The 21,517-nt window shown below is 73.4% G+C and carries 15 protein-coding genes; 2 read left to right on the forward strand and 13 right to left on the reverse strand.

Going from position 1 to position 21,517, the window contains the following annotated elements:
- The first annotated feature begins 4 nt into the window (after nt 1-4).
- Both E5N76_RS27765 and E5N76_RS27770 read left to right on the forward strand, forming a co-directional pair.
- Nucleotides 5-1,831 (forward strand): 2-oxoacid:acceptor oxidoreductase subunit alpha, encoded by a 1,827-nt coding sequence (locus tag E5N76_RS27765; protein WP_149541229.1) that lies wholly within the window; start codon nt 5-7, stop codon nt 1,829-1,831.
- Nucleotides 1,828-2,883: a 2-oxoacid:ferredoxin oxidoreductase subunit beta gene (locus E5N76_RS27770; RefSeq protein WP_149541230.1), complete on the forward strand. Its 1,056-nt coding sequence runs from the start codon at nt 1,828-1,830 to the stop codon at nt 2,881-2,883. The genes E5N76_RS27765 and E5N76_RS27770 overlap by 4 nt, the downstream gene beginning before the upstream one ends.
- A 1-nt stretch (nt 2,884) precedes the next feature.
- Here the strand turns inward: E5N76_RS27770 and E5N76_RS27775 are convergent, their stop codons facing one another.
- The 13 genes from E5N76_RS27775 to E5N76_RS27825 form a co-directional block, all read right to left on the reverse strand.
- Nucleotides 2,885-3,280, reverse strand: coding sequence for a type II toxin-antitoxin system RelE/ParE family toxin (locus E5N76_RS27775; RefSeq protein ID WP_149541231.1), 396 nt, complete (start codon nt 3,278-3,280; stop codon nt 2,885-2,887).
- Nucleotides 3,172-3,447: a ribbon-helix-helix domain-containing protein gene (locus tag E5N76_RS27780; protein ID WP_149541232.1), complete on the reverse strand. Its 276-nt coding sequence runs from the start codon at nt 3,445-3,447 to the stop codon at nt 3,172-3,174. Before E5N76_RS27780 ends, E5N76_RS27775 begins: the two co-directional genes overlap by 109 nt.
- Before the next feature lie 36 nt (nt 3,448-3,483).
- Entirely contained in the window at nt 3,484-5,064 is a 1,581-nt protein-coding gene (locus E5N76_RS27785; protein WP_149541233.1) for a formylglycine-generating enzyme family protein, read from the reverse strand.
- The gene (locus tag E5N76_RS27790; protein WP_149541234.1) at nt 5,061-6,254 is read right to left on the reverse strand and encodes an FtsX-like permease family protein; all 1,194 of its coding nucleotides are present in this window, start codon (nt 6,252-6,254) and stop codon (nt 5,061-5,063) included. Before E5N76_RS27790 ends, E5N76_RS27785 begins: the two co-directional genes overlap by 4 nt.
- 143 nt (nt 6,255-6,397) lie before the next feature.
- Nucleotides 6,398-7,105 (reverse strand): ATP-binding cassette domain-containing protein, encoded by a 708-nt coding sequence (locus E5N76_RS31215; protein WP_149541240.1) that lies wholly within the window; start codon nt 7,103-7,105, stop codon nt 6,398-6,400.
- A gap of 290 nt (nt 7,106-7,395) precedes the next feature.
- Nucleotides 7,396-9,393, reverse strand: a complete 1,998-nt coding sequence (locus E5N76_RS29915; RefSeq protein WP_187830449.1) for a vWA domain-containing protein — start codon at nt 9,391-9,393, stop codon at nt 7,396-7,398.
- Nucleotides 9,390-10,559 (reverse strand): hypothetical protein, encoded by a 1,170-nt coding sequence (locus E5N76_RS27800; RefSeq protein WP_149541235.1) that lies wholly within the window; start codon nt 10,557-10,559, stop codon nt 9,390-9,392. The genes E5N76_RS29915 and E5N76_RS27800 overlap by 4 nt, the downstream gene beginning before the upstream one ends.
- A gap of 49 nt (nt 10,560-10,608) precedes the next feature.
- The gene (locus E5N76_RS27805) at nt 10,609-13,230 is read right to left on the reverse strand and encodes a virulence factor SrfC family protein (RefSeq protein WP_149541236.1); all 2,622 of its coding nucleotides are present in this window, start codon (nt 13,228-13,230) and stop codon (nt 10,609-10,611) included.
- Nucleotides 13,227-16,205: a virulence factor SrfB gene (locus tag E5N76_RS27810; protein ID WP_187830450.1), complete on the reverse strand. Its 2,979-nt coding sequence runs from the start codon at nt 16,203-16,205 to the stop codon at nt 13,227-13,229. Before E5N76_RS27810 ends, E5N76_RS27805 begins: the two co-directional genes overlap by 4 nt.
- Before the next feature lie 40 nt (nt 16,206-16,245).
- Entirely contained in the window at nt 16,246-17,436 is a 1,191-nt protein-coding gene (locus E5N76_RS29920) for a hypothetical protein (protein ID WP_187830451.1), read from the reverse strand.
- Between the two features lie 28 nt (nt 17,437-17,464).
- Nucleotides 17,465-18,736, reverse strand: coding sequence for a hypothetical protein (locus tag E5N76_RS31220; RefSeq protein WP_187830452.1), 1,272 nt, complete (start codon nt 18,734-18,736; stop codon nt 17,465-17,467).
- Nucleotides 18,737-18,968: 232 nt separating this feature from the next.
- Nucleotides 18,969-20,159 carry a hypothetical protein gene (locus E5N76_RS27820; protein ID WP_149541238.1) on the reverse strand — a complete coding sequence of 397 codons (1,191 nt, stop codon included), beginning with the start codon at nt 20,157-20,159 and terminating at the stop codon, nt 18,969-18,971.
- Nucleotides 20,159-21,400: a hypothetical protein gene (locus E5N76_RS27825; protein ID WP_149541239.1), complete on the reverse strand. Its 1,242-nt coding sequence runs from the start codon at nt 21,398-21,400 to the stop codon at nt 20,159-20,161. The genes E5N76_RS27820 and E5N76_RS27825 overlap by 1 nt, the downstream gene beginning before the upstream one ends.
- Between the last annotated feature and the right edge of the window lie 117 nt (nt 21,401-21,517).

Genomic DNA, 21,517 nt, shown 5'->3' on the forward strand with positions numbered 1-21,517 from the left:
CGCCATGATGGTGAACGACTTCGTCGTCAAATTCGCCAACGTCAACGGCTCGGGTTCGGCCAGCGCCAACCAGCTCTTCGCCAAGTCGATCCTGCGCATGGGCATTCCCATCGCGTCCCGCAACATCTTCCCCAGCAACATCCAGGGGCTGCCGACCTGGTTCGAGGTGCGCGTCTCCGGCGAAGGCCATCTCGGCCGGCGCGGCGGCGTGGACCTCATGGTCGCGATGAATCCGCAGACCTGGGAGCGCGACGTCGCCGAGATCGATCCGGGCGGCTACCTGCTCTATGACAGCACGCGGCCCATGCCGCGCTCCCGCTTCCGGGAGGACATTCAGGTCATCGGCGTGCCGCTGACCGAGATGTGCAACGCCGCCTACACGGATGCGCGGCAGCGCCAGCTGCTGAAGAACATCATGTATGTCGGCGTGCTCTCCGCCCTGCTGGAGATCGAGCCGGACGTCATCGAGCAGCTCCTGGCGGAGCAATACAAGGGCAAGGAAAGGCTGGCCAAGCCGAACCGCGAAGCCTTCCACATGGGCCGCGACTGGGCGCTGGCAAACCTCCCCTGCCCCATCGGCCTCAGGCTGCAGCGCACCGACATGGTCGGCCAGCGCATCTATGTGGACGGCAACAGCGCGGCGGGGCTCGGCGCCGTCTATGGCGGGGCGACGGTCTGCGCCTGGTATCCCATCACGCCCTCCACCTCCCTGGCCGAAGGCTATGAGCGCTATGCGAAGCGCTTCCGCACCGATGCGGAGACGGGGAAGAAGCGCTACGCCATCGTGCAGGCGGAGGATGAGCTGGCCTCCATCGGCATCGTCATCGGCGCGGCCTGGAACGGGGCGCGGGCCTTCACCGCCACCTCCGGCCCCGGTATCTCGCTGATGCAGGAATTCGTCGGCCTGGCCTATTTCGCCGAAATCCCGGCGGTGATCTTCGACGTGCAGCGGGCGGGGCCGAGCACCGGCATGCCGACCCGCACCCAGCAATCCGACGTGCTGGCGGCGGCCTATGCCAGCCATGGCGACACCAAGCATCTCGTGCTGTTCCCGGAGGACCCGCATGAATGCTTCACCTTCGCCGCCGAGGCCTTCGACCTGGCGGACCGCTTGCAGCAGCCGGTCTTCGTGCTGCTCGACCTCGACATCGGCATGAATGACTGGCTCTGCGAGCCCTTCCAATGGGATGACAGCCGCAAGCTGGACCGCGGCAAGGTGATGACCGCCGAGGCGCTGGAAGCCGGCGCGCAATTCGGCCGCTACCTGGATGTGGATGGGGACGGCATTCCCTTTCGCACCTATCCGGGCACGCATCCCAGCAAGGGCGCCTTCTTCACCCGCGGCACCTCCCGCGACCGCTTCGCGAAATACACCGAAGTCGGCGCCGCCTATGTGGACAACATGCAGCGGCTGCTGAAGAAGTTCGAGACGGCGAAGGGGCTGGTGCCGCGCCCGGTGGAACGCCAGGCGGCCGCGCCGACGCGCACCGGCGTGCTGTATTACGGCAGCTCCGCCGCCGCGATGAAGGAAGCGCTGGCGGCGCTGGAGGCGGCGGGCGTGCATCTGGACGCCATGCGAATCCGCGCCTTCCCCTTCCACGATGACGTCGCCGATTTCATCGCCCGGCACGACAAGGTCTTCGTGGTGGAGCAGAACCGCGACGGCCAGCTCCGCACCCTGCTGATGAACGAGCTGAGCATCGCCCCCGCCCGCCTCGTCCCCATCCTGCACTATGACGGCACGCCGATCACCGCCCGCTTCATCCAGGCGGCGATCGCCGAGGCGCTGCCGGGCCTCAACATCCTGCCCTTCGCCGGAGCCGCCGAATGAGCTTCCTGCCCAAGCCCAAGCTGCATCACCCGAAGCTGCCGGTGAATGCGCTCGGCTTCACAAGGCGCGATTATGAGGGGGCGATCAGCACCCTCTGCGCCGGCTGCGGCCATGATTCGATCAGCGCCGCCATCATCCAGGCCGTCTTCGAGCTGGAGATCGAGCCGCATTGCGTGGCGAAGCTCTCCGGCATCGGCTGTTCCTCGAAGACGCCGGACTACTTCCTGGGCGCGTCGCACGGCTTCAACTCCGTGCATGGCCGCATGCCTTCGGTGCTGACCGGCGCCAATTTGGCGAACCGGGACCTGATCTATCTCGGCGTCTCCGGCGATGGCGACAGCGCCTCCATCGGCTTCGGGCAGTTCGCGCACAGCATCCGCCGCGGCGTGAACATGACCTACATCGTCGAGAACAACGGCGTGTACGGGCTGACCAAGGGGCAGTTCTCCGCCACCTCGGACAAGGGCTCCAAGGCCAAGAAGGGGACGGTGAACACCGATGAGGCGATCGACCTCATCGGCATCGCGCTGCAGCTCGGCGCCACCTATGTGGCGCGGAGCTTCTCCGGGGACAAGGCGCAGCTTGTCCCGCTCATCAAGGGCGCGCTGCGGCATCCCGGCCCGGCCTTCATCGACTGCATCAGCCCCTGCGTCGCCTTCAACAACCATGAAGGCTCGACCAAGAGCTACGATTTCGTGCGCGAGCACAACGAAGCGATGAATTTCCTGGACGTCTTCCCCGGCCGCAGCGCCATCACGGCGGAGTACGCCCCGGGCGAGGTACGGGAGGTGGAGCAGCATGACGGCTCCGTGCTGCGGCTGCGCAAGCTGCATGCGGAATACGACCCGACCGACCGCATCGGCGCCATGAACCATCTGCATGAGCGCAAGGCGGCGGGGGAGATCGTCACCGGCCTGCTCTACATCGACCCGGAGCCGCAGGATCTGCACGCCAATCTCGGCACGGTGGAAACGCCGCTGAACCGGCTGGAGGATGCGGCGCTGGTGCCGGGGAAGGCGGCGCTGGAGAAGCTGAACGCGGCGCTGCGGTAGTTCAGCGGAACAGCGCCGGGATGTCCCGCGCGCCGTGCAGCACGCGGATGAGGAGGATCTCCGTCTCCCTCGGCAGGTAGTAGATGCCGTAGTGCTTGTGGAACAGCACGCGCAGCCCGGGGGCCAGGTGCTCCCGGGGCGGACCGGCCAGGGGCTGATGCCGCAGGAGCTGCGCGGCGGCTTCCAATTCGCGGACGAAGCGGGTCGCCACGGCTTCCGACGCTTCGGCGGCCAGCCAGGCCCAGATCGCGGCGAGATCGGCCTCGGCCGTCTCGGTCAGGCGCAGGCTCAGCCCTTGGCCGATGCCTGCCTCCCGCGGGCAATCACGCGCTCGGCGTCGAATTCGCGGGTGCGGCCGGCTGCCGCATCGGCCAAGCCCTGGGCGATGTCGCGGCACAGCGCCGCCAGCTCCTGCTGCTGCAGGGCGCGCTTGTGCTTCCAGTCCCGCAGCGCTTCCCGCACCACTTCGCTGGTGGAGGCATAGTCGCCCTCCGCGACCGCCGCGCGCAGCGTCGCCGCCATGTCGCCGGGCAGGGTGATGGTCAGGCGTTCGATCTCAGCCATAGCCCTGAGCATACCTGATCATACTTGGTAATACCACTACCTCGGCCGGAAGTTCCGCGCCGCGTCCTCCGCCGCCCGGTCCAGATCCTGCCGCATCGCCGCCGGCGCCGGTGCCCGGCCGAGTTGGCTGTCCCGGATATGCCGGTCGATCACGTCCAGATAGGCGCCGAGCCGCGGCAAATCCCGCGTCTGGAAATCCCGCCGCACCAGCCCGACCTGTTCCACCACCACGCCGCGCGGCGCGTTCTCCGCGATGCGGCGCAAGGTCGCGGCGTAGCTTTCCATCACCGCCGCGCCGTTGCGGCGCAGATCGGCGATGCCGGCCTGCACCCGCCCCACCTCCTGCGGCCCGCGGGCCTCGATGGCGCGCCGGGGGCCGGGCTCGTTCAGTTGCTGCTCCGCCAGCCGCGCCCGGAACTCCACCTCCCGCGAGGAAAAGGCCAGCGAGGCCAGGGTCTCGATCTGCGCCCGCACGATCTCCCGCTGCTGCTCGCCGCGGGCGCGGGCATCGCTGGCGAGTTGCGCCTCCACCCTGCGGATCGCCGCCTGCTGCGCCGGGTCCTGCACGCCCCGTCGCAGCAGGGCCAGCGCCGCCTGCGGGTCGTCGGCGGAGCGCGCCACATCCTGCTGCCGGCTGTTCGCCTCGGCCAGGAAGGCGCGCTTCACCTCCTCGGTCTGCGCCAGGCTGGTGGTGGCGGTGACGGACAGCGCCAGGCGGAACCCGACCTGCGGCGTGCGCGTCGCCCGCCCCGTCGTCGCGTCGAAGGGCGGCATCTCCTCGCGCAGGCTGCTGCGCATCTCGTCCATCGAGCTGCCGTAATAGCCGCCGCGCAGGACGAAGCCGCCGGCATGGCCATGCGGCCGTCCCACCCGGCTCATCCGGTAGGGTTCCAGCACCATCTCCGCCACGTTGCCCAGCATGTCGTGCAGGCCCAGCGGGTTGGGCTTCAACTGCCCCACCGCCTGGGCCCGCCCGCCGGTGCGGCGGCTGCCGGCCATGATGTAGGCCTCCGGGTCGCCATCCGGCATGGGTGGCAGGGGTTCGAGGAATTCCGTCTCGCTCACCGCCGCGCCGCCGCGCGCGGCATATTCCCATTCCGCCTCGGTCGGCAGGCGGAGATAGCCGATGGCGCCCTCCTCCTTCGGCAGCGCGTTGCGGGCATTGGCCAGCAGGAAGGTGTTCAGCTTCTCGATGAAGCCCTGGGCGTCGAACCAGGAAAGGTCGGCCACCGGCCGGCGCCCCTCCGGGCCGGCGGCGGGGCAATTCGCGCTGGTGACGGCGGCGTACTGGTCGCGCGTCACCTCGTATTTCCCCATCCAGAAGCGCCGCGCCGGGCCATTGCCGCGGAAGCCGCCGGCGACGAAATCCGGATGCTGGAATTCCGCCGGCCCCTGCTCCAGCTCGGGGGAGCCGAGCGTCACCCGCTTGTCGTCCAGCGGGCCGCTGCCGGCGGGTACCGCCACTTCCCGCAGGGCGATCCGGCCGCCGCAGGGGAGCGGGAGGACGAGGTCGCCCTCGGCCGGCTGGGGGTTCCAGCGTGGGGTTTCCCAGGCCGCAGGCGTCTGGGCCAACGCTGGTGCGGCGGTCAGCAGCCCCAGGAGGATCGCACGCTTCATCCGCCCCTCACCGCCTCATAGGGTTCGATCCGCGCCGCCTGCCAGGCGGCGAGCGCGGAGGCGCCGATGGCCGCCAGCAGCGTGATGCCGATGCCGGTGCCGAGCATCCGGGCATCGAGCAGCGAGAGCGGCCGGTCCAGCAGGACCCCCCCGAGCCCGGCATTGATGCCCGCCTGGACCGCCAGCGCCAAGCCCGCCGCCAGCCCTGCGCCGCCCAGCGCCAGCGCCGCCGCCTGCGCCACCGGCACCAGCACCACCCCACCCCGCCCGAGGCCCATCAGCCGCAGCCCCGCCAGCAGCCCGCGCTTCCGCTCCACATTCGCCCAAAGCCCGGCGCCGAGGGAGAGCACCAGGCCGCTCCCCGCCACCGCCGCGATGGCCAGCAGCAGCTTCCCCAGCGCCGCGTCGATGGCGAGCATGGGCGCGATGTCCTGGGCGCGGGACCGGGTCTCGATGCCGGCGGCGCGCAGCGCGGTGACCAGGGGCGGCACATCCTCCAGCCTTCTGGTGTAGAGGCGGAAGCCGGCATAGCCCTCGCGTGGGGCGGGGCTGGGGGCCGCACCCGCTTCCGCCGGCGCCGCGGTGCGGAATTCCGACCAATCCTCCAGCGCATCCGCCAGCGCCGGCGCGGCGAAGATGGCGTCGCGGTCCGAGGCGGCGATGGGCGCCACGGCCTGCACCGTCAGCGCCACGCGCAGCCGCTCCGGTGCCGCGCCGCGCTCCCCACGGCCGAGCCGGCCGACCAGCGCATCCCCCGCCTTCAACCCCAGCCGCGCCGCCAGCGGCGTGCTGAGCACCACCCGGGTGGCAGTGGCCGGCGCGCCCTCCGGCAGCAGCGGATCGCCGGGGGCGGAGGGCACCACCGGCGCCCAGACCTGGCGGGCGCCATCCGGCGTTTCCAGCAGCAGGGTGGCGGCAAGCTGGCGGGTGCGGGGGGAGAGGTGCAGCACCTCCGGCCGGGCCGCCAGCGCGGCCAGCCAGTCATGGGTGAATTCCCGGCTGGCGAGGGACATCACCTCCCGCGCCAGGGGGTCCTCCAGCACGGCGGCGCGCATGCCCTCCACGGCGCCGGCGCGGAGGCCGGCCAGCACCAGCAGCGGCGTCAGGATGGCGGCGATGGCGAGCACCTGGCAGAGCGTCATGCGCAGCTCGCCGCGAAGATCGGCGAGGGCGAGGCGAAGGGGGAGCATCTAACCGACTCCCGCCCCCGCTGGCGGAGGGTTGGACGCCGTGTGTCCAACCGGGCGGGGGTGCGTGGCGGATGCCTGGCGCGGTGTTCCACCCCCACCCCGGTCCTCCCCCGCCTGGCGAGGGAGGGAGGCGCCTGCTACCCTCACGCCGCGAGCGGCCGCAGCACGGAAGCCGGGATCGGCCCTGGCTCCGGCTCGCAGCCCAGCAGCCGCAACCCCGCAGCCTTGGCCCGCGGAACGTCATGGGTGGAGAGCAGCACCGCGGCGCCCGCCTCCGCCGTATCGCGCAGCAGCCGCAGGATCTCATCCGCCTGGCTGGGATGGACGGAGGCGGTCGGCTCATCCGCCAGCACCAGGGCCGGTCGGTGCGCCAGCGCCCGCGCCACCGCCGCGCGCTGCCGCTGCCCCACCGAAACCTGCGCCGGCAGCCTTTCCAGCACGCCGGCGATCTCCAGCCGCTCCGCCAGGCTGCCGATCAGCGCGGCATCGCGCCGCCCGGCCAGCGCCTGCGTCAGGGCGATGTTCCGCCGGAGCGTGAGAAAGGGCAGCAGCCCGGCCGTCTGCGGCACATAGCCGATGGCCGCCGCCCGCAGCGCCGCCAGCCCCGCCTCGTCCCCCCTGGCCCAGAGCCGCGCCGCATCCACGGCCGCCCCGCCCGGACCGCGGCGCAGGGTGAAGCCGTCAGCGCGGCCGGGCTTCAGCGCCAGGGCCAGCAGGGCGAGGAAGGTGGATTTCCCGGCGCCGGAGGGCCCCACCACCGCCACCCGGTCACCCTCGGCCAGGGCGAATTCCGGGACGCTCAGCCGGAACCCGTCCCCCAGCCGCCGTTCCAGCCCATGGACCTGCAGCAGCCATGGGCGGGGCCGATCGGGGGCGGCCCTGGCGGGGAGAGGCCGGTTCCTGCCCCCGCCGGCGTCGGGCCAGCCCGCCGCGCCCGCAGCCGGGCGCTGCGGCTGGCCCCCCTCTGCATCCGGCCTTTCCGCAGCAGGCGTGGCAGGGCGTGGCGAATTCGCGCCCCCTTCGATGCCCGGCGCATCGGAGGCGCCGCCGGCAGGGCGCGGCGCCGCCGCCTCGCCGGCACCCGGCCCGCCGGCGGCAGCCGCGGGACCTGCCCCCTCGTCCCCCGAACCCTCCGCCCCGCTCACGGCAGCGCGTCGAGCGGCACCGGAAAGACCTGCTCCCCTGCCTCCCGCCGGCCGGAGAGCGTGGTCCACAGCTCGGAGCGGGCGAAATCGCGGTAGAGGCGGAGCTTCGCCTCGACCTGGTTCAGCAGCCGGGCCTGGGAGCCGGCGCTCATCGCATTCCACTCCCGCTCCGTCATCGCCATGATCTCGGAGCTGTAGGGCAGCCCCTCCAGGAACTCGCCCAGCAGGCTGCCCAGCGCGCCGGACATGGCGATGCGCGAGGGGTCGCGCGCCGCCACCGCCATGGCGGACTGCAACTGGCCGAAGAATTCCCGCGGCTGCAGCCGCGTGGCGCGGCCGGCGCGCAATATCTCCTCCAGCGTCTTGCTGAGATCCTCGAGCTGGTTGCGCGTCAGCAGCACGCGGACATCGATGGCGGCGATGCCGGGCGGCGCCGGGTCGCGGTCCAGCACGAAGGAGCGCACCACATCGGGCGCCGTCGTCCGCTGCTCCCGCCCCAGATAGGCGAGGCGCATGGCCTCGCCGACGATGCGCATCTGCGCCTCGATCCGCTGCGCCTCCCGCGGCGGCACCTGGCCGCCGCCGGCGCCGCGCAGCGCTTCCACCGAAACGCCGGTGGTGGCGGAGACCTGGCGCAGGATGCCTTCCACCAGGGCGGAGACGGTGCCGCGGAACGCCTCCGGCGCGCCATTCTCCACGCCGAAATACAGGCTGTCCCCGGTGTTGCCATTGGCGGCGAGCGTCAGGTATTGCCGCCGCGCCCGTGAATGGTTGCCGGCGGCGCGGCCTTCCGGCGTCAGCAGATGCACCACCATCACCACCACCCCGGCGGCGCGGGCACGCTGGGCGATCTCCTCGAAGCCCTGGCGGGTGGCGGAAAGCGGGTCCGCCGCATCCCGCCCGCCGGCATCGGCGATGAGCATGAGGTAGCGGCCGCCGAGGGAATTCCAGTCCACCTCATCCAGCGCGGCGGCGAGGCCGGCGACCGGGTCCTCGTCGAAGCCTTCGTTGCCGCTGGTGCTGGCCACCAGCCCCTGCATGGCGGAAAGCGACGCCTCCGGCGGCTGGCTGAAATCCGGCTTCGCGAAGGTGCGGGCGGTGTATTCGTAGCCCTGCGGCGTCGCCTCCTTGCTGTCGCGGTAGCCGACCACGCCGAAGCGGAATTTGTCGCGCAGCGCGGTCTGCCGCAGCCGGCCGACAATGCCCGTCATCGCCTCCCGCGTCGCGTCGATATAGGGCTGCATCGAGATGGTGGTGTCCACCACGAAGACCAGCCCGGCGCGGAAATCGGCCAACGGGTCGGCGGGGGCCTGCTGCGGCTGGGGCGGGCGTTCCTCAGGGGCCGAGGCGACTTCCAGGACGCGCACCGGGCCGCCGAGCTCGCGCTCCACCGTGGCGGCGTTGAGGATGGGCAGCAGGTAGAATTGCCGGGTGATGTCCACGTAATTCGCCGGCTCCAGCGCCAGCACGCCGGGGGCGGGGCGGCCGGCGGCGGCCTCGGTGCGCAGGCGCTGGGCTTCCGCGGCGCCGCCGGCATTCAGCAGGGCGCGGGCGGCGGCCTCGGTTTCCATGAACAACCCGCGGCCGCGATTGGCGGGGTTGGTGAAGGCCGCCACCATGCCGTGATTCCATTCCACGGTGCGGGCGGCCGGCACCCAGCCCTCCGTCCGGCCATCGGGCGCGGCGCCGAGCTGCAGCCATTCGTCGGCGCCCTGGGTCTGCCGCGCATAGACAAAGAAGGCGCTGAAGCCGAGGGCGGGGCGGCCCGGCCCGCCCGGCGAGGCGTGCAGGGTGGCGCCCGGGCGCAGCAGCACGCGCTGGTAGAGGCTGCGCTTGCCTGGCACCAGCATCGGCGTCGGCCGGCCCGGCTGCCCGGCGCCCTGGCGCCAGGGATCAGCCGGCTGCGCCAGGGCGGCGCCGGGCAGCCGGACCGGCAGCAGCCGCGCGGCCAGCGGGAGGGCCAGCGGGAGGAGCAGCAGGCGGCGCAGCATCATGGCCAGAAATCCTCCAGCGTCAGCCGCGCCATGCTATCGCCCTGCTGCGCCTGCTGCTGCAACAGGCTGCGCAAGGCGGCGCGAGGCGCCGCCACCCCTGCCTCCCCGGCCCGCTCGGCATCGCGGTACCAGCGCGCCGCCTGGCGGGCATCGGGCTCGTTGAAGGGCTGCCCGGGGCGGAAGCCGTTCGGGTCGTACATCCGGCCGAGCGCCGCCATGGCGGCGCCGACGCCGCGCTCCGCCGCGGCTTCCAGCAGCAGCAAGGCATCGTCATGGCGGCCAGCCTCGCGCATCGCCTCCGCAATGCGGACGTAATCCGCCGGCTGGCAGCCGGCGCGGCCGGCGACGTCGCGGGCGCTTTGCTGGCCGGCGGGCGCGCCGCCCTCGCCGAGGCAAGCATCGGCCTGGGCGGGTTGCGGGGTGGGGCCGGGCGGGGGCGCGGTCTCGGTCCGCGGGCCGGGCTCCGGCACGGGGGCCGGGGGCGGCGGGGGCTGGAACCACCACCAGGCGGCGCCCGCCGCGGCCGCCAGCAGCAGAAGCAGCAGCAGCCAGGGCCAGAGCGGCTTGCGGCGGATCTCCTCGTCCTTGCCGCCGCCCTCGACGGTGTCGCCGCCGGTGGTCCCGTCTCCGGTGACGGCGTCGCCGCCCGTGCCGGTGCTGCCGCCGGTGGAGGTCTCCTCCCCCTCGCCGACCATTTCCGGGACGGGCGGCGGGGACTTCCGGGGCTCCGGCTCCGGCGGGTCCTCCCGCGGCGGCTCCGGCCGCGGCGTCCCGGCACTTCCCGCCGGCGTCGCCGGCTGCAGCGTTCCCCGCCCCACCACCGTCCCCCGCCCCTGCCGCGGCCGGCGCGGAATCTCCACCCAGGGCACCACGAAGCGGCCGTTGGGGAAGGCGAGGAGGATCACCTCATAGGTGTCGGTCTCGAGATGCTCGCAGATCTCGGGGCCGAGGGTGAGGAGCAGGTCGCGCCCCTCCGCCGCCGCTTCCTCCGGATGCAGCACCGCTTCCGCCGCCTGCCAGCCATTCGGGCCGAGATAGGGGTCGTGATGCGGCTCCCAATAGAGGCGGAAGCGCGGATCCTCCACCGCGGCGGCGGCGCCGGGCAGGCGCAGCTCGGCATAGCCGATGCCGCGCGTCGGGTGGCGGCGGACGCTGCCTTCGCTCAACGCCCGGCCCTCATGCTCATCCTCATCCCCATTCTCATCCCCTGGGGCCTCACGCCGCGTCCTGGCTGGCGGCCAGCCCCTGCAGGATCTGGCCGAGCCGGGCATTGGCGACGATGTCGTAATCCACGCCGTCGGAGGAGCGGGCATTGCCCTCCATCAGCCCGGCCAGGCCCGCGATCCAATCGGCATTGTATTGCCGGTCATAGGCGGAGGGCTGTTCCGGCAAGGGCGGCGGCGCCGGGTCGGGCGCGCGGGCCAGGAAGATCGGCCGCTCGTCGCGGCCGAGCTTCGGGCGCTTCGCCGGTTCCACCGCTGGCCAGTTCAGCCGGTGGACGTACTCGTTGATGCGTTCCTCGACGATCGCCACCTGCTTTTGCTCCATCGCATCGGCGCGGGCCTGGAAATTGGCGCGGCTGCGCAGCACCTCCGCGATGCCGTCGCGCAGCTTCAGCCGGCGGGCGCCCTGGGCCAGCTCGCCGGCGATTTCGGCGATGACTTCCCGCGGCAGGGGGAAATAGGCGAGCGCGGCCTCGTCATCCGCCAGCGCCCGCATGCGCATCTCCCAATCCTCGAGGGCAAGGCTGGCGAATTGCTCGAAGACGTCGCGCGGGCCGGTGGCGGGCGCGTCCTCCGTGGCTTCCGGCTCGCCCAGCAGGTCGCCGAGCAAGTCGTCATAGTCGTCCTTGGTGGCGACGGCGCCGATCGGCGCCAGGCTGAGGCTGGCATCGGCGCGCAGCCGCCAATAGACCGCGGCGATGCTGTCCGCATCCACCATCAGGCTGCGCAGAAAGGGGCCGAGGAGCTGGGCCTGCGCCGTCTGCGCCAGCGCCCGGCCGAGGACACGGGCACGGCGGCGGGCATCCTCCACCCGCTGCTCCGCATCGCCGCCGCGGAAGAAGGGGCGCAGCCGGCCGGACATGCTGCTGACCAGCGTCGCCGCCCGGGCCTTCAATTGGCGCGCCTTCAGCGTCGGATCGCAGACCGGCGCCAGCGCCGCCGCCAGATGCCCGATCCCGCCGTCATTCGGCCGCAGCGCCTCATCCCAGGCCTTGGCCGGGTTGGCGAAATGCTTCTTCACCAGCGGGTTGTTGAGGTAGGCCTCGCGCCGTTCCTGCACCCGCTGCGCGGCGCGCGGGGAGACGCCGACCTCCCGCCGCCCGCCCTCCGGATCCGGCTCATAGTCGAACACCGCGTCGAAGCCGACCGAGGGGTTGCGCAGCCAGAAGGTGTTGGTGAAGGGCTGGCCCGGCACCCATTCATCCGGCCATTCATAGGCCTTGCCGAAGAAATCGACGAGGCTGGCCTGCATGCGCGCCGTCCAGCGATGGCCGGAGGCGATGTCCTCGCCGCCCTTCTCCTCGAATTCCGCGTCGAATTTGGTCAGCACGAAGAACAAATTGCTGGCCTTGCCGGCGCGCTCGGCGGGCGTCTTGCCGGCGGTCAGGCCGATCCAGTCATCGACCATTTTCGGCAGGGTCTGCACCTCCTGCACCTGCGGCCCGACGCAGAGCAGCATGGCGCTGATCTCCTGCTCCGCATTGTAGCGCTGGAACAGGTAGGCGACCTTGCCGCGCAGGAAGGCGCGGCCGAGATTGCCGGGCGTGGCGAAGAATTTCTCGGCGTTCGGGATTTCCTCGCGGACCCGGGCGCCGGGGAAGTCCAGCAGGTCGGTGTGGTCGAAGAAGGCCCAGGGCTTCTCGGCCAGCGGCACGACGATCTCGGTGATGAGGGCGGTGGCCAGCGCCCGGTCCACCGGCACGCCGGCGCCGCCGCTGGCCGGGCGCAGCGCCACCGTGCCGGGCGAGGGCTGCCCCATGGTGAAGAGGGTGCGCACATCCACCACGCTGGTCTCGCGCGGCTGCACCGCATCCATGCCGGCGCGCACATCCTCCGGGAAGCCGAGGCGCTTCAGCACGGTGAGCAGCTCCGTGCAGGCCTTGGTCAGCGTCTGGTCGCGGCCCCAGAGGATCGAGAAGGCCTCCGCCCGCCGCTCCGCCGGCAGCCGCGGCACGATGTCCGCGAAGCGCTGCCAGAAGCTGTTGGAAAGCGCGCCGATCAGGGTGCGGTCGCGGAAATGGTTGCGCAGATAGTCCTGGAGGTCCTCGATGCCGTCCACATCGAGGCCGTCGCAGGGCGCGGGCCCCGCCGCGCCCTCGAATTGCGCCAGGTGCTTCTGGAGGTCCTCCGGCTGCGGCACCGCGCCCTCATCCAGCGCGAAGTCTTCCAGATAGGTGTTGGCGAGGATCTTCACCACATCGGTCTGGGTCAGCAGCCGCAGCGCGATGGGCGCATCCGCCGGCGCCGGCGGCGGGGCGATGGTGAAGCGGGTGACGAGGCCCGTCGATTCATTGCCGCCCGGCGGGTTGATGTCCTTCAGGAAGTCCAGCCGCTGCGTGCCGATCAGCGCCGTCAGCGGCTTGCCGAGCGGCGCCGCCAGCCGCGAGACCAGATAGGATTTCCCGGCCTGGGAGGCGCCGAAGACGGCGACCGCCACCGGCCGCTGCGCCGCGTTGCGCAGCCCCTTGGCCCGGCGCGCATCGCGCCGCAGGTCGCGCGGCAGGCTTTCATGCGCCTGCGGCGCGCCGGTCTGCGCCCAGCCCAGGCTGTCCACCGCCAGCCGGTCGATCTCGGTCGCGCGCTCCGCCTCGCGCGCCAGCAGGGGGTTGCTCATGGCACGCTCCGGAGTTCGAGATTGCCCGTGTCGCGCCAATAACCCTCGCCGCGCTCCATGGTCTGCAGGCGGAGATCGACATCGTTCGGGCTGGCGGGGTCGCCATTCGCCTGGATGACCTCCTCCACCTTGAACATCTCGCGCACCAGCCCCTCCTGGTCGCCCTCCTCGCCACCGAATTGCTCGTCCAGCCGGCGGACGGTGACGCGCAGCGGCAAGGCGAGGCGCGCCGCCTTCTCCGGCTCGCGCAGCTCGAAGGCGTAGAGCGGCTGGGCGGTCCAGCGCTCGATCGGGAGCTGGCGGAAGCCGATCATGCTGGCCGCGGCCAGCGCGGTGGTGAAGGCGACATCGCCGCCGCCCTTCGCCTGGTCCAGATCCACGTCCTGCAGCAGCACCGCGTTGTTGCGAAGCTGCCCGGACTGGTCGAGGCGGCCGATATAACGCGCGGTGGATTTCATCCGGAAGGCACGGCTGCTGAGGTGGAAATTCCGCAGCCGCGCCTCCGCCTGCAAACCCAGCATGGCGCCGACCGCGGCCGTGGTCTTCGGGTCCTCGATGCGGTTGGCAGCATCGCGGAAGGGGTAGGCGTCGCTCACCTGGTAGCGATGCATGCGGATGATGCGGTGCGGCGGCACCGGGATGCGCGCCGTGACGATATCGGCCACCGCCGTCAGCCGCGAGGGCCGGCCGGAGAGCAGCAGCACGTCGCAGCCGAGATGCCAGACCGCCTCGCAGAGATTGGCGAGGATCGGGCCGAAGGTGGCATGCACCAGCCGATCGACCATCGGCACGGTGGCGACCACCTCCGCCTCCAGCACGCTCTCCTGCGTCGCGCCCGCCTCGCGCGCCTGGCGCTCCACATAGGCGATGGCGCGCTCCACCCCCGTGCTGCGTTCCCGCAGGATCTCGGAGAGCTTCGCCTGCAGCAGCACGCCGGTGCTGCGCCCTTGCGCCTTCTCCCGCGCCTTCAGGATCTCGATGCCCACCGGCTCCAGCACCTGGGAGACGAATTGGCGCTTCAGGTGCCTCTCCTGCTCGCTCTGGCCGCCCTGGTCGCCGCCCAGGGTCCGGCGCAGCAGCGCGCCGGCATCCATCACCCCCGCATTCTTCAAGGCGGCGGCAAGGCAGGGCACCACGATCTCCGCCAGCACCTGGCGCAGCAGATCGTCGCCCGCGGTCTTGAAGCTTTCGCGGAATTCCTGCGCCGGCAGCACCGCATCGCCCTCGCCGAGGCGGTAGGAGGCGACCATGAGGTCGGTGGTGCCGCCGCCGATATCGATGCTGGCGACACGGAGCGGCTGGCCGGCCGGGATGTCCAGCACCTCGAACAGCGCCTGGGCGTCGCCGCCCATCCGCACCGCCACCTCGTTGTGCAGCCAGACGATCTGGGTGGCGGTCGCCTCGTCCAGGGTGTCCGGGACCTTCGGCTCCTCCATCAGCTTGTTCACCGCGGTGCCGTCCGGCGTGGTCCAGCCCTGCATCTGCCAGGCCAGCCGCACGCCCGCCTCGGCGCGGGCCCGCAGGATGCGCTGCTCGGCCAGCGGCATCCCCGGCGGCATGGTCAGCACGATGCGGCGCAGCCGCCGCGGCACGTCGCTGTCCCGCCTTTCCTGCCGCCCGCCCGGCGAGTTCGCCTGGGCCAGCGCCTGCAGCACGATCTCGGCGATCAGCAGGGAGAACAGCGAGGAGCGGCTGAAATGCGCCCGCATCGCCGGCGTGCCGCGCGGCGGCTTGCCGCGGCCGAGGCCGCGCACCTCCCCCTCCTCGGTCAGCAGCCGCATGAACATGCCGGAGACCGGCGGGTCGATCGCCTCCCCCGCCGTGCGGCTGTTGTAGCGCCAGGGCTGCGCCACCTTCGCCTTGTCCCAGAGATACCGCTTGGGCGAGGAAATCCCCGTCGCCCCCTCATTCCCGAGCCGTGCCCCCGCCAGCCGCACCGCCTCCGGCCCCACCCGCACCGGCGAGGGCCAGGCGAAGGCCCCGGGCCGGCCGGAGCGCCGCGAGATCGCATCCCGCCCCAGGCTGGCGCGGCAGAATTCCACCCGGCTCTCGAAGGGCAGCGCATAGGTGCGGTGCGGCTCGGAGAGGTCGCGCAGGATCAGCGGCATGCTGTCCGAGAGATTCATCCCCTGGCCGGGATGCTCCTCCACCAGGATGCCGCAGGTGCGGCTGTTGCCGACATCAAGCACCAGATCGACCTGCACCGGGCTGATCTCCAGCCCCGGGGAGATGGTGTCCACGAAGCGGATGCGCGGGATGCAGCGCAGCTCGTCCAGCAGAGCGAGGAAGGTGATGTAGCGGGCCTGATGCTCGCAGGCGAAGGGGAAATCCTCCTTGCGCAGCGGCCGGCCGCGGGTCTGGGCCTGCTTGAACTCGCGGAACATCTCGGCGAGCCAGGCGGTCACCCATTCCTCGTTGATGAACCAGGAATTGCGGCCGCTATCGGCGACCAAAGCGAGCTCCTGCCCGCGCATCACCGTGCGGGTATTGGGCGCCACGATGCTGTCCGGGTGGTCCGGGTCCGGCTCCATCAGCCCGGTGTCGAAGGCCAGGGTCAGGCGGGCGGGCCGGGTGGCGCTGCGGCGCGGGTCGGGCGGCAGCTCGGCGATGCGGGCGCGCACCCAATTGCTCGGGCCGCGATCCATCAGATCGGGCGCGTTCGCCCGCGGCTGCAGCACGGCGAAGACCGGCAGCGGCACCCATTTGGCGAGGAATGGCTCCAGCGCCCGCGCGACGTTGACGGCGTAGCACTCCTCCTCCACCGGCTGGTGCAGCGAGACGGGGTCGACGAACTCCCCCTCCTCATTCGCCACCAGCTCGCGCAGCGCCACCGGCACCTCGCCGGTCTCGTCCGGCACCTCGGAGAGCTTTTCCTCCCAGAAGCGCCGGCTGAGCCGCGGCAGGGCGTCCAGGTCGAAATCGACATCCCAGAAATGGATGCCGCTGTTCGGCATCAGCGTAATCAGCTTCGTCATGCGCCCATTCCCGGTCGCGGCCTGCCGGCCCCGCCGCCCCTCATCGCCGGAAGCGTCCCGGGGCCTTGGGGCCGGGCCGCGGACCGTCCAATTCGGTCCGGGTGCATTCCGCTTCGTTGTCGTTGATCCTGACGCAATCCTGCCGGCCGGTGTAGAGGCCCCTTCCGCCCTGGCAGCGCTGCGGCTCGGCGATGTGCATGCGGCGGCCCTCGAAACTGGCCCGGAGCGGCCCTTCGCAGCGCTGGCCATCGGCCCAGATCAGCTCTTGCCGGCCATTCCCGTCGCGGTCGAAGCAGAGGCGCCAGGCGCGGAGCGGGTTGCGCTGGCCGGTGCTGGGGTCGATGGTCGTCATATCCGCGCTGTTCCGCCAGCAGCCTTCCAGCATGGCGAGGTCGCCGCGGTCCCAGCGCTCCTGCGGCAGCTCCTGGCGGCGCGGGGGCTCGGACGGCCGAGGCGGCGTGGGGGCTTCCGCGCGGCGTTCCGGCGGGGGCGGCGGCTGCACCGGCAGCGGGCAGGCGATGCGGCGGCGGCCGCGCTCCTCCTCCAGCCGCGCCAGCTCGGCTTCCAGCGAATCCTGTCGCCCGGCCTCCCGCTGCGCCTCCTGGAAGATGGCGAGGCTGGCGGGGTCCAGCCCGCATTGCGGGAGCTGCGCCGGGACCATGGCGGCGCCCAGCAGCGGCAGCAGGACGCCGGCGGCCAGCGCCAGCAGGGCCAGGGCACCGCCGGCCAGCGCCCAGGGGCGCCAGGGAAAGCCGGGCGGGGCCTGCCAGGCGCGGCCATCGTCGAAGCGGGCGAGCAGGCCGGGCGGGCGTTCGGCGCGGGCGGGCATATGCGCCCAGGCGGTCAGCACCGGGCGCCCGTCCACGGCGTGCAGGGCGTCGAAATCCGGCACCTCGCGCAGCGCCGGCCAGGCCTCGGCCACCGCCGGCGCGGCGCCGCTTTCGCCGAGGCGGCGGATATCGGAGAGGATGGCGCCCAGCGCCTCGGTCAGCGCCCGGCGGTCCGCCAGGGGCAGGTCCGGGAACGGCCTGCTGCGGCTGCCGGGGGCGGTCCAGGCGAGTTCCTCCGCCGCCTCCACCGGCGCCGCCAGCACCGCAGCATGGGCCGGGCCCAGCCCGGCCGCGATCTCCGCCACCAGCGCCGCATGCCATGCGGCGGGGCTGCGGGAGGGCAGCAGCGGGCGGATGACGTCCCGCCGGCGGCGGTCGAGGGTCAGGGCGGCACCGCTCATCGGCGCTCTCTCCAGTTCGGGCAGGCCCTCATCGCGGCAGCACCGAGAATTCGACGATCATCGGCCCCGGCGGGACGCTGCCGGCCCTGGCATAACCCGGCACCACCCGGTCCGGCTGCCCTTCCTGCCTTATGGTGATGCGAAAGGCGGAGCCCGGCATCTGCCGCACCCGGCCGCAGCAGGCATCCACATGCACCCGGTAGCGGCCGGGCGGCGGCCGGTCCCAGACGGCGTTCTCCACCGGGGTGCGGGTCAGGCCCGGGGCCGGGTTGGGGCCGCCGCGATTGGCATCCACGTCGATCCGCCCGCCGCAGGCGCCGCGGCTGTTGTCCGGCCCCAGCATCCGACCGTCCGGGCAGATCACGTAGAGGTCGAGGTCGTTGGTATCCTCCCAGGCGAGGATGATCTGCAGCCGGCCGCTGCGGCCGCCGGCGCGGGCGGCGCGCTCGGCATCCGGGCTGGGCTGGGGCGGACCAGGGGGCGGACGCGGCGGTTCCTCCCGCCGCGGCGGCGGTGGCGGCGGCGGGGCCTCGGCGCGGCGCGGCGGCGGTTCGGGCGGGGGCGGGGCGGTGGGCAGGGGGCAGGCGAGGCGGCGGCGGCCGCGCTCCTCCTCCAGCCGCGCCAATTCGGCTTCCAGGGAGTCCTGCCGCGCCGCCTCGCGCTGCGCCTCCTGCAGCGTGGCGAGGCCGGCGGGGTCCACCCGGCATGGCGGGATTTCCGCCGGGGCCAGCGCGGCGCCGACCAGGGGCAGCAGCAGCCCGGCCGCCAGGGCGAAGGCCGCCAGCGCCGCCGCCCCCAGGCCCCAGCGCCGCCAGGGGAAACGCGGCGGGGGCTGCCAGGCGCGGCCATCGTCGAAGCGGGCGAGCAGGCCGGGCGGGCGCTCCGCCCGGGCGGGGATATGCGCCCAGGCGGTCAGCACGGGGCGGCCATCCACGACGTGCAGGGCGTCCAGGTCCGGCACCTCGCGCAGCGCCGGCCAGGCCTCGGCCAGGGTGGGCGCGGCGCCGCTTTCGCCGAGGCGGCGAATATCGGAGAGGATGGCGCCCAGCGCCTCGGTCAGCGCCCGGCGATCGGTGGCGGGCAGGGCGCTGAAGGGCCGGCTGCGCGCGCCCGGGGCGGTCCAGGCGAAATCCTCCCCCTCCGCCACCGGCGCTGCCAGCACCGCGGCATGGGCGGGGCCGAGCCCGGTCGCGATCTCCGCCACGAGCGCCGCATGCCATTCGGCCGGTGTCCGCCCCGGCAGCAGCGGCCGCAGCGCCGCCGCCCGGCGGCGGTCGAGGAGGAGCGGCGCGCCGCTCACCGCGCCCCGCTCCGCAGGCAAGGCGCCAGGCACCCCGGCGCAGCCAGCGCCGCATCCCGCCGGCAGGGCGCCAAGCACCCCGCCGCCACCCGCGCCGCCCGGTGTCGTGACGCGGCTTTGCCGCGGCAGGCTGCGCGAGGCGCCAGCCGCTTTGCGACTCCCTGGGGCGCCCGGGGAGCCCCGCAGCGGCTTCCTGGGGAATGACGGCGGCGCGCAGCGAGGTCGCGGGGAATTAGCGGATGGGGCAGTTCAGCCGGTAGCGCCACTGGGTGCTGGCGGAGGGGCCGGTGACCACCACCTCCACCACATAGTCGTTGCCCTGCGGCCGCCAGGGGAATTGCAGCCGGCCGCGGAAGCTGACGAAGCCGCGCGTGCCGGTGATGGGCTGGCCGCGATAGAACACCTCCAGCCGGTCCGGCTCCAGCCGCATGTCGTAATCCAGCACCGCCAGCCCGGGCGTGGGCCCGAGGAAATGCCGGGTGCGGGTCACGCCATAGCCGCCGGATTGCGTCTCCACATCGCAGGGCTGGGTGCCAGGGGGCGGGCCGGGGGGTGGGCGCGGCGGCTCCTCCCGCCGCGGTGGCGGGGGCGGCGGCGCCTCGGCCCGGCGCTGCGGCGGCGGGGGCGGCGGCGGCGGTTCGGGCGGGGGCGGCTCCGGCGGGGGTGGCGCGGGCGGCGGCGGTTCCTCCACCGGCAGGGGGCAGGCCAGGCGGCGACGGCCCATCTCCTCCTCCAGCCGGGCCAGCTCGGCCTCCAGCGCATCCTGCCGCTCGGCCTCCCGCTGCGCCTCCTGGTACAAGGCAAGGCTGTCCGGCTCGATGCGGCAGGCGGGGATCTCCACCGGCAGCAGCGCCGCGCCGAAGAGCGGCAGCATTATGCCCGCCGCCAGACCCAGCGCCGCCAGCGCGCCGCCGGCCAGGGCCCAGGGGCGCCAGGGAAAGCCGGGCGGGGCGGCCCAGGCGCGGCCATCGTCGAAGCGCGCCAGCAGCCCGGGCGGCCGCTCCGCCCGGGCGGGGATATGCGCCCAGGCGGTCAGCACCGGCCTGCCATCCACGGCAAACAGCGCGTCCAGATCCGGCACTTCCCGCAGCGCCGGCCAGGCCTCGGCGACGGTGGGCGCCGCGCCGCTCTCCCCCAGCCGGCGGATGTCGGAAAGGATGGCCCCCAGCGCCTCGGTCAGCGCCCGCCGGTCGGTCAGGGGCAGCTCGGCAAAGCTCTTGCTCCGCACCCCCGGCGCGGACCAGAGCAGCTCCCCCGCCTCCTCCGCCGGCGCCGCCAGCAGCGCGGCATGGGCCGGGCCCAGCCCGGCCGCGATCTCCGCCACCAGCGCCGCATGCCAGGCGGCCGCCGGGCGCGCGGGCAGCAGCGGGCGCAGGGAGTCCGCCCGCCGCCGGTCGAGCACCAGGGATGGGTTGGTGCTCATCAGGGCACATCGACGGTGGTCACCGGCTGCCGCCCGGCCCCGGCCCGCGCCACCCCGGTGACGACCCGGTCAGGCCGGCCCTCCTGCCGGATGGTGATGCGGAAGGGCACGTTGTTGCTGCCGTTGGGGGCGTAATTCTCCACCTCCACCCGGTAGGTGCCGCTGCCCGGATTGGCCCAGACGGCATTCTCCACCGGCTGGGCCATCTGCCGCTCGGCATTCGCATCCACGTCGAGCTGCCCGCCGCAGACGGCCCGGGCGCCCCAGAACAGCCGCTGGCCGTTCGGGCAGGTGACGTGGAGGTCCACATCCGCCCGCCCCTCCCAGGCCAGCACGATCTGCAGCCTTCCGGTCTGCCCGCCCTCCCGCTGCGCCCGCTCCAGGTCCGGGTTGCGCGGCTGTTCCTGCACCGGCTGCTGGGGTTGGGGCTGGGGTTGCGGCTCCGGCCGGGGGGCGGGCAGGGGCGGGCAGGCGGCGCGGCGATCGGCCGCCTCGGTCACCAGCCGGGCCAGCTCGCGGCGCAGCGCGCTCTCCCGCTCGGAGGCCTCGCGCAGCGCGCCGAGGGCGGCGAGGTCCTCCGGGCTGACGGTGCAGGCCACCTCCTGCGGCGCCAGCCAGCCGAAGGGGTCGCGCCAGGCGAAGAGCAGGGCGAGCGCCAGCAGCAGCAGCGCGCCGAGCAGCGCCGCCAGCACCGGCCAGAGGCGCGGCCCCGGCGGCACCGGCCCGGGGGGCGGCGGCAGGATGGCCATGGGCAGCTCTGCCGCCGCCATCCGCCCGGTCAGGGTCTCGGCCCCGGCGGCGGCCCCGGCCCGCTCATGCCCCCAGGCGACCAGCACCGGCTTGCCGTCGATGCGGTAGATGGTCCGCGCCTCGGGCTGCGGCAGGGTGATGGCGGCCTGGATCAGGCCGGCCATGAAGCGGGTTTCCGGCCTGGCGCCGAGCCGCGTGGCCAGCGCCGCGATCTCCGCCCGCATCCCATGCCAGCTGGCGAGCAGCGCCTCGCGCTCCGCCTCCGGCAGGCTGTCGGCGCGCAGCGCGGCGCCCTGGCCCTCGGCATACCAGTCGATCTCGCCGCGGCCGGGGTTGCGCTGCGGCTCGGCGAAGAGGGCGGCGTGGTCCGGGCCGAGCGCATCGGCGATCTGCGCCGTCAGCGCATCCCACTGGTCCACGGCCAGCGTGCCGCCGGTGCCGAGGGCCTGGTATTCCGCGCTTCCGGTGACGGCGATGCGACGGGTGGGCATGGGCCTCCGCCCCCCTCAGCGCTGCGGCGGCGTGGCGGGGGGCGGCGCGGCGGGCGGAGCCCCACCGGGCGGGGCGCCGGGTGCCGGGCCGGGCGCGGCGGCCGGGGGCGCGCCCGG

It is taken from the genome of Siccirubricoccus phaeus (assembly GCF_008360935.1).
Lineage (GTDB): Bacteria > Pseudomonadota > Alphaproteobacteria > Acetobacterales > Acetobacteraceae > Siccirubricoccus > Siccirubricoccus phaeus.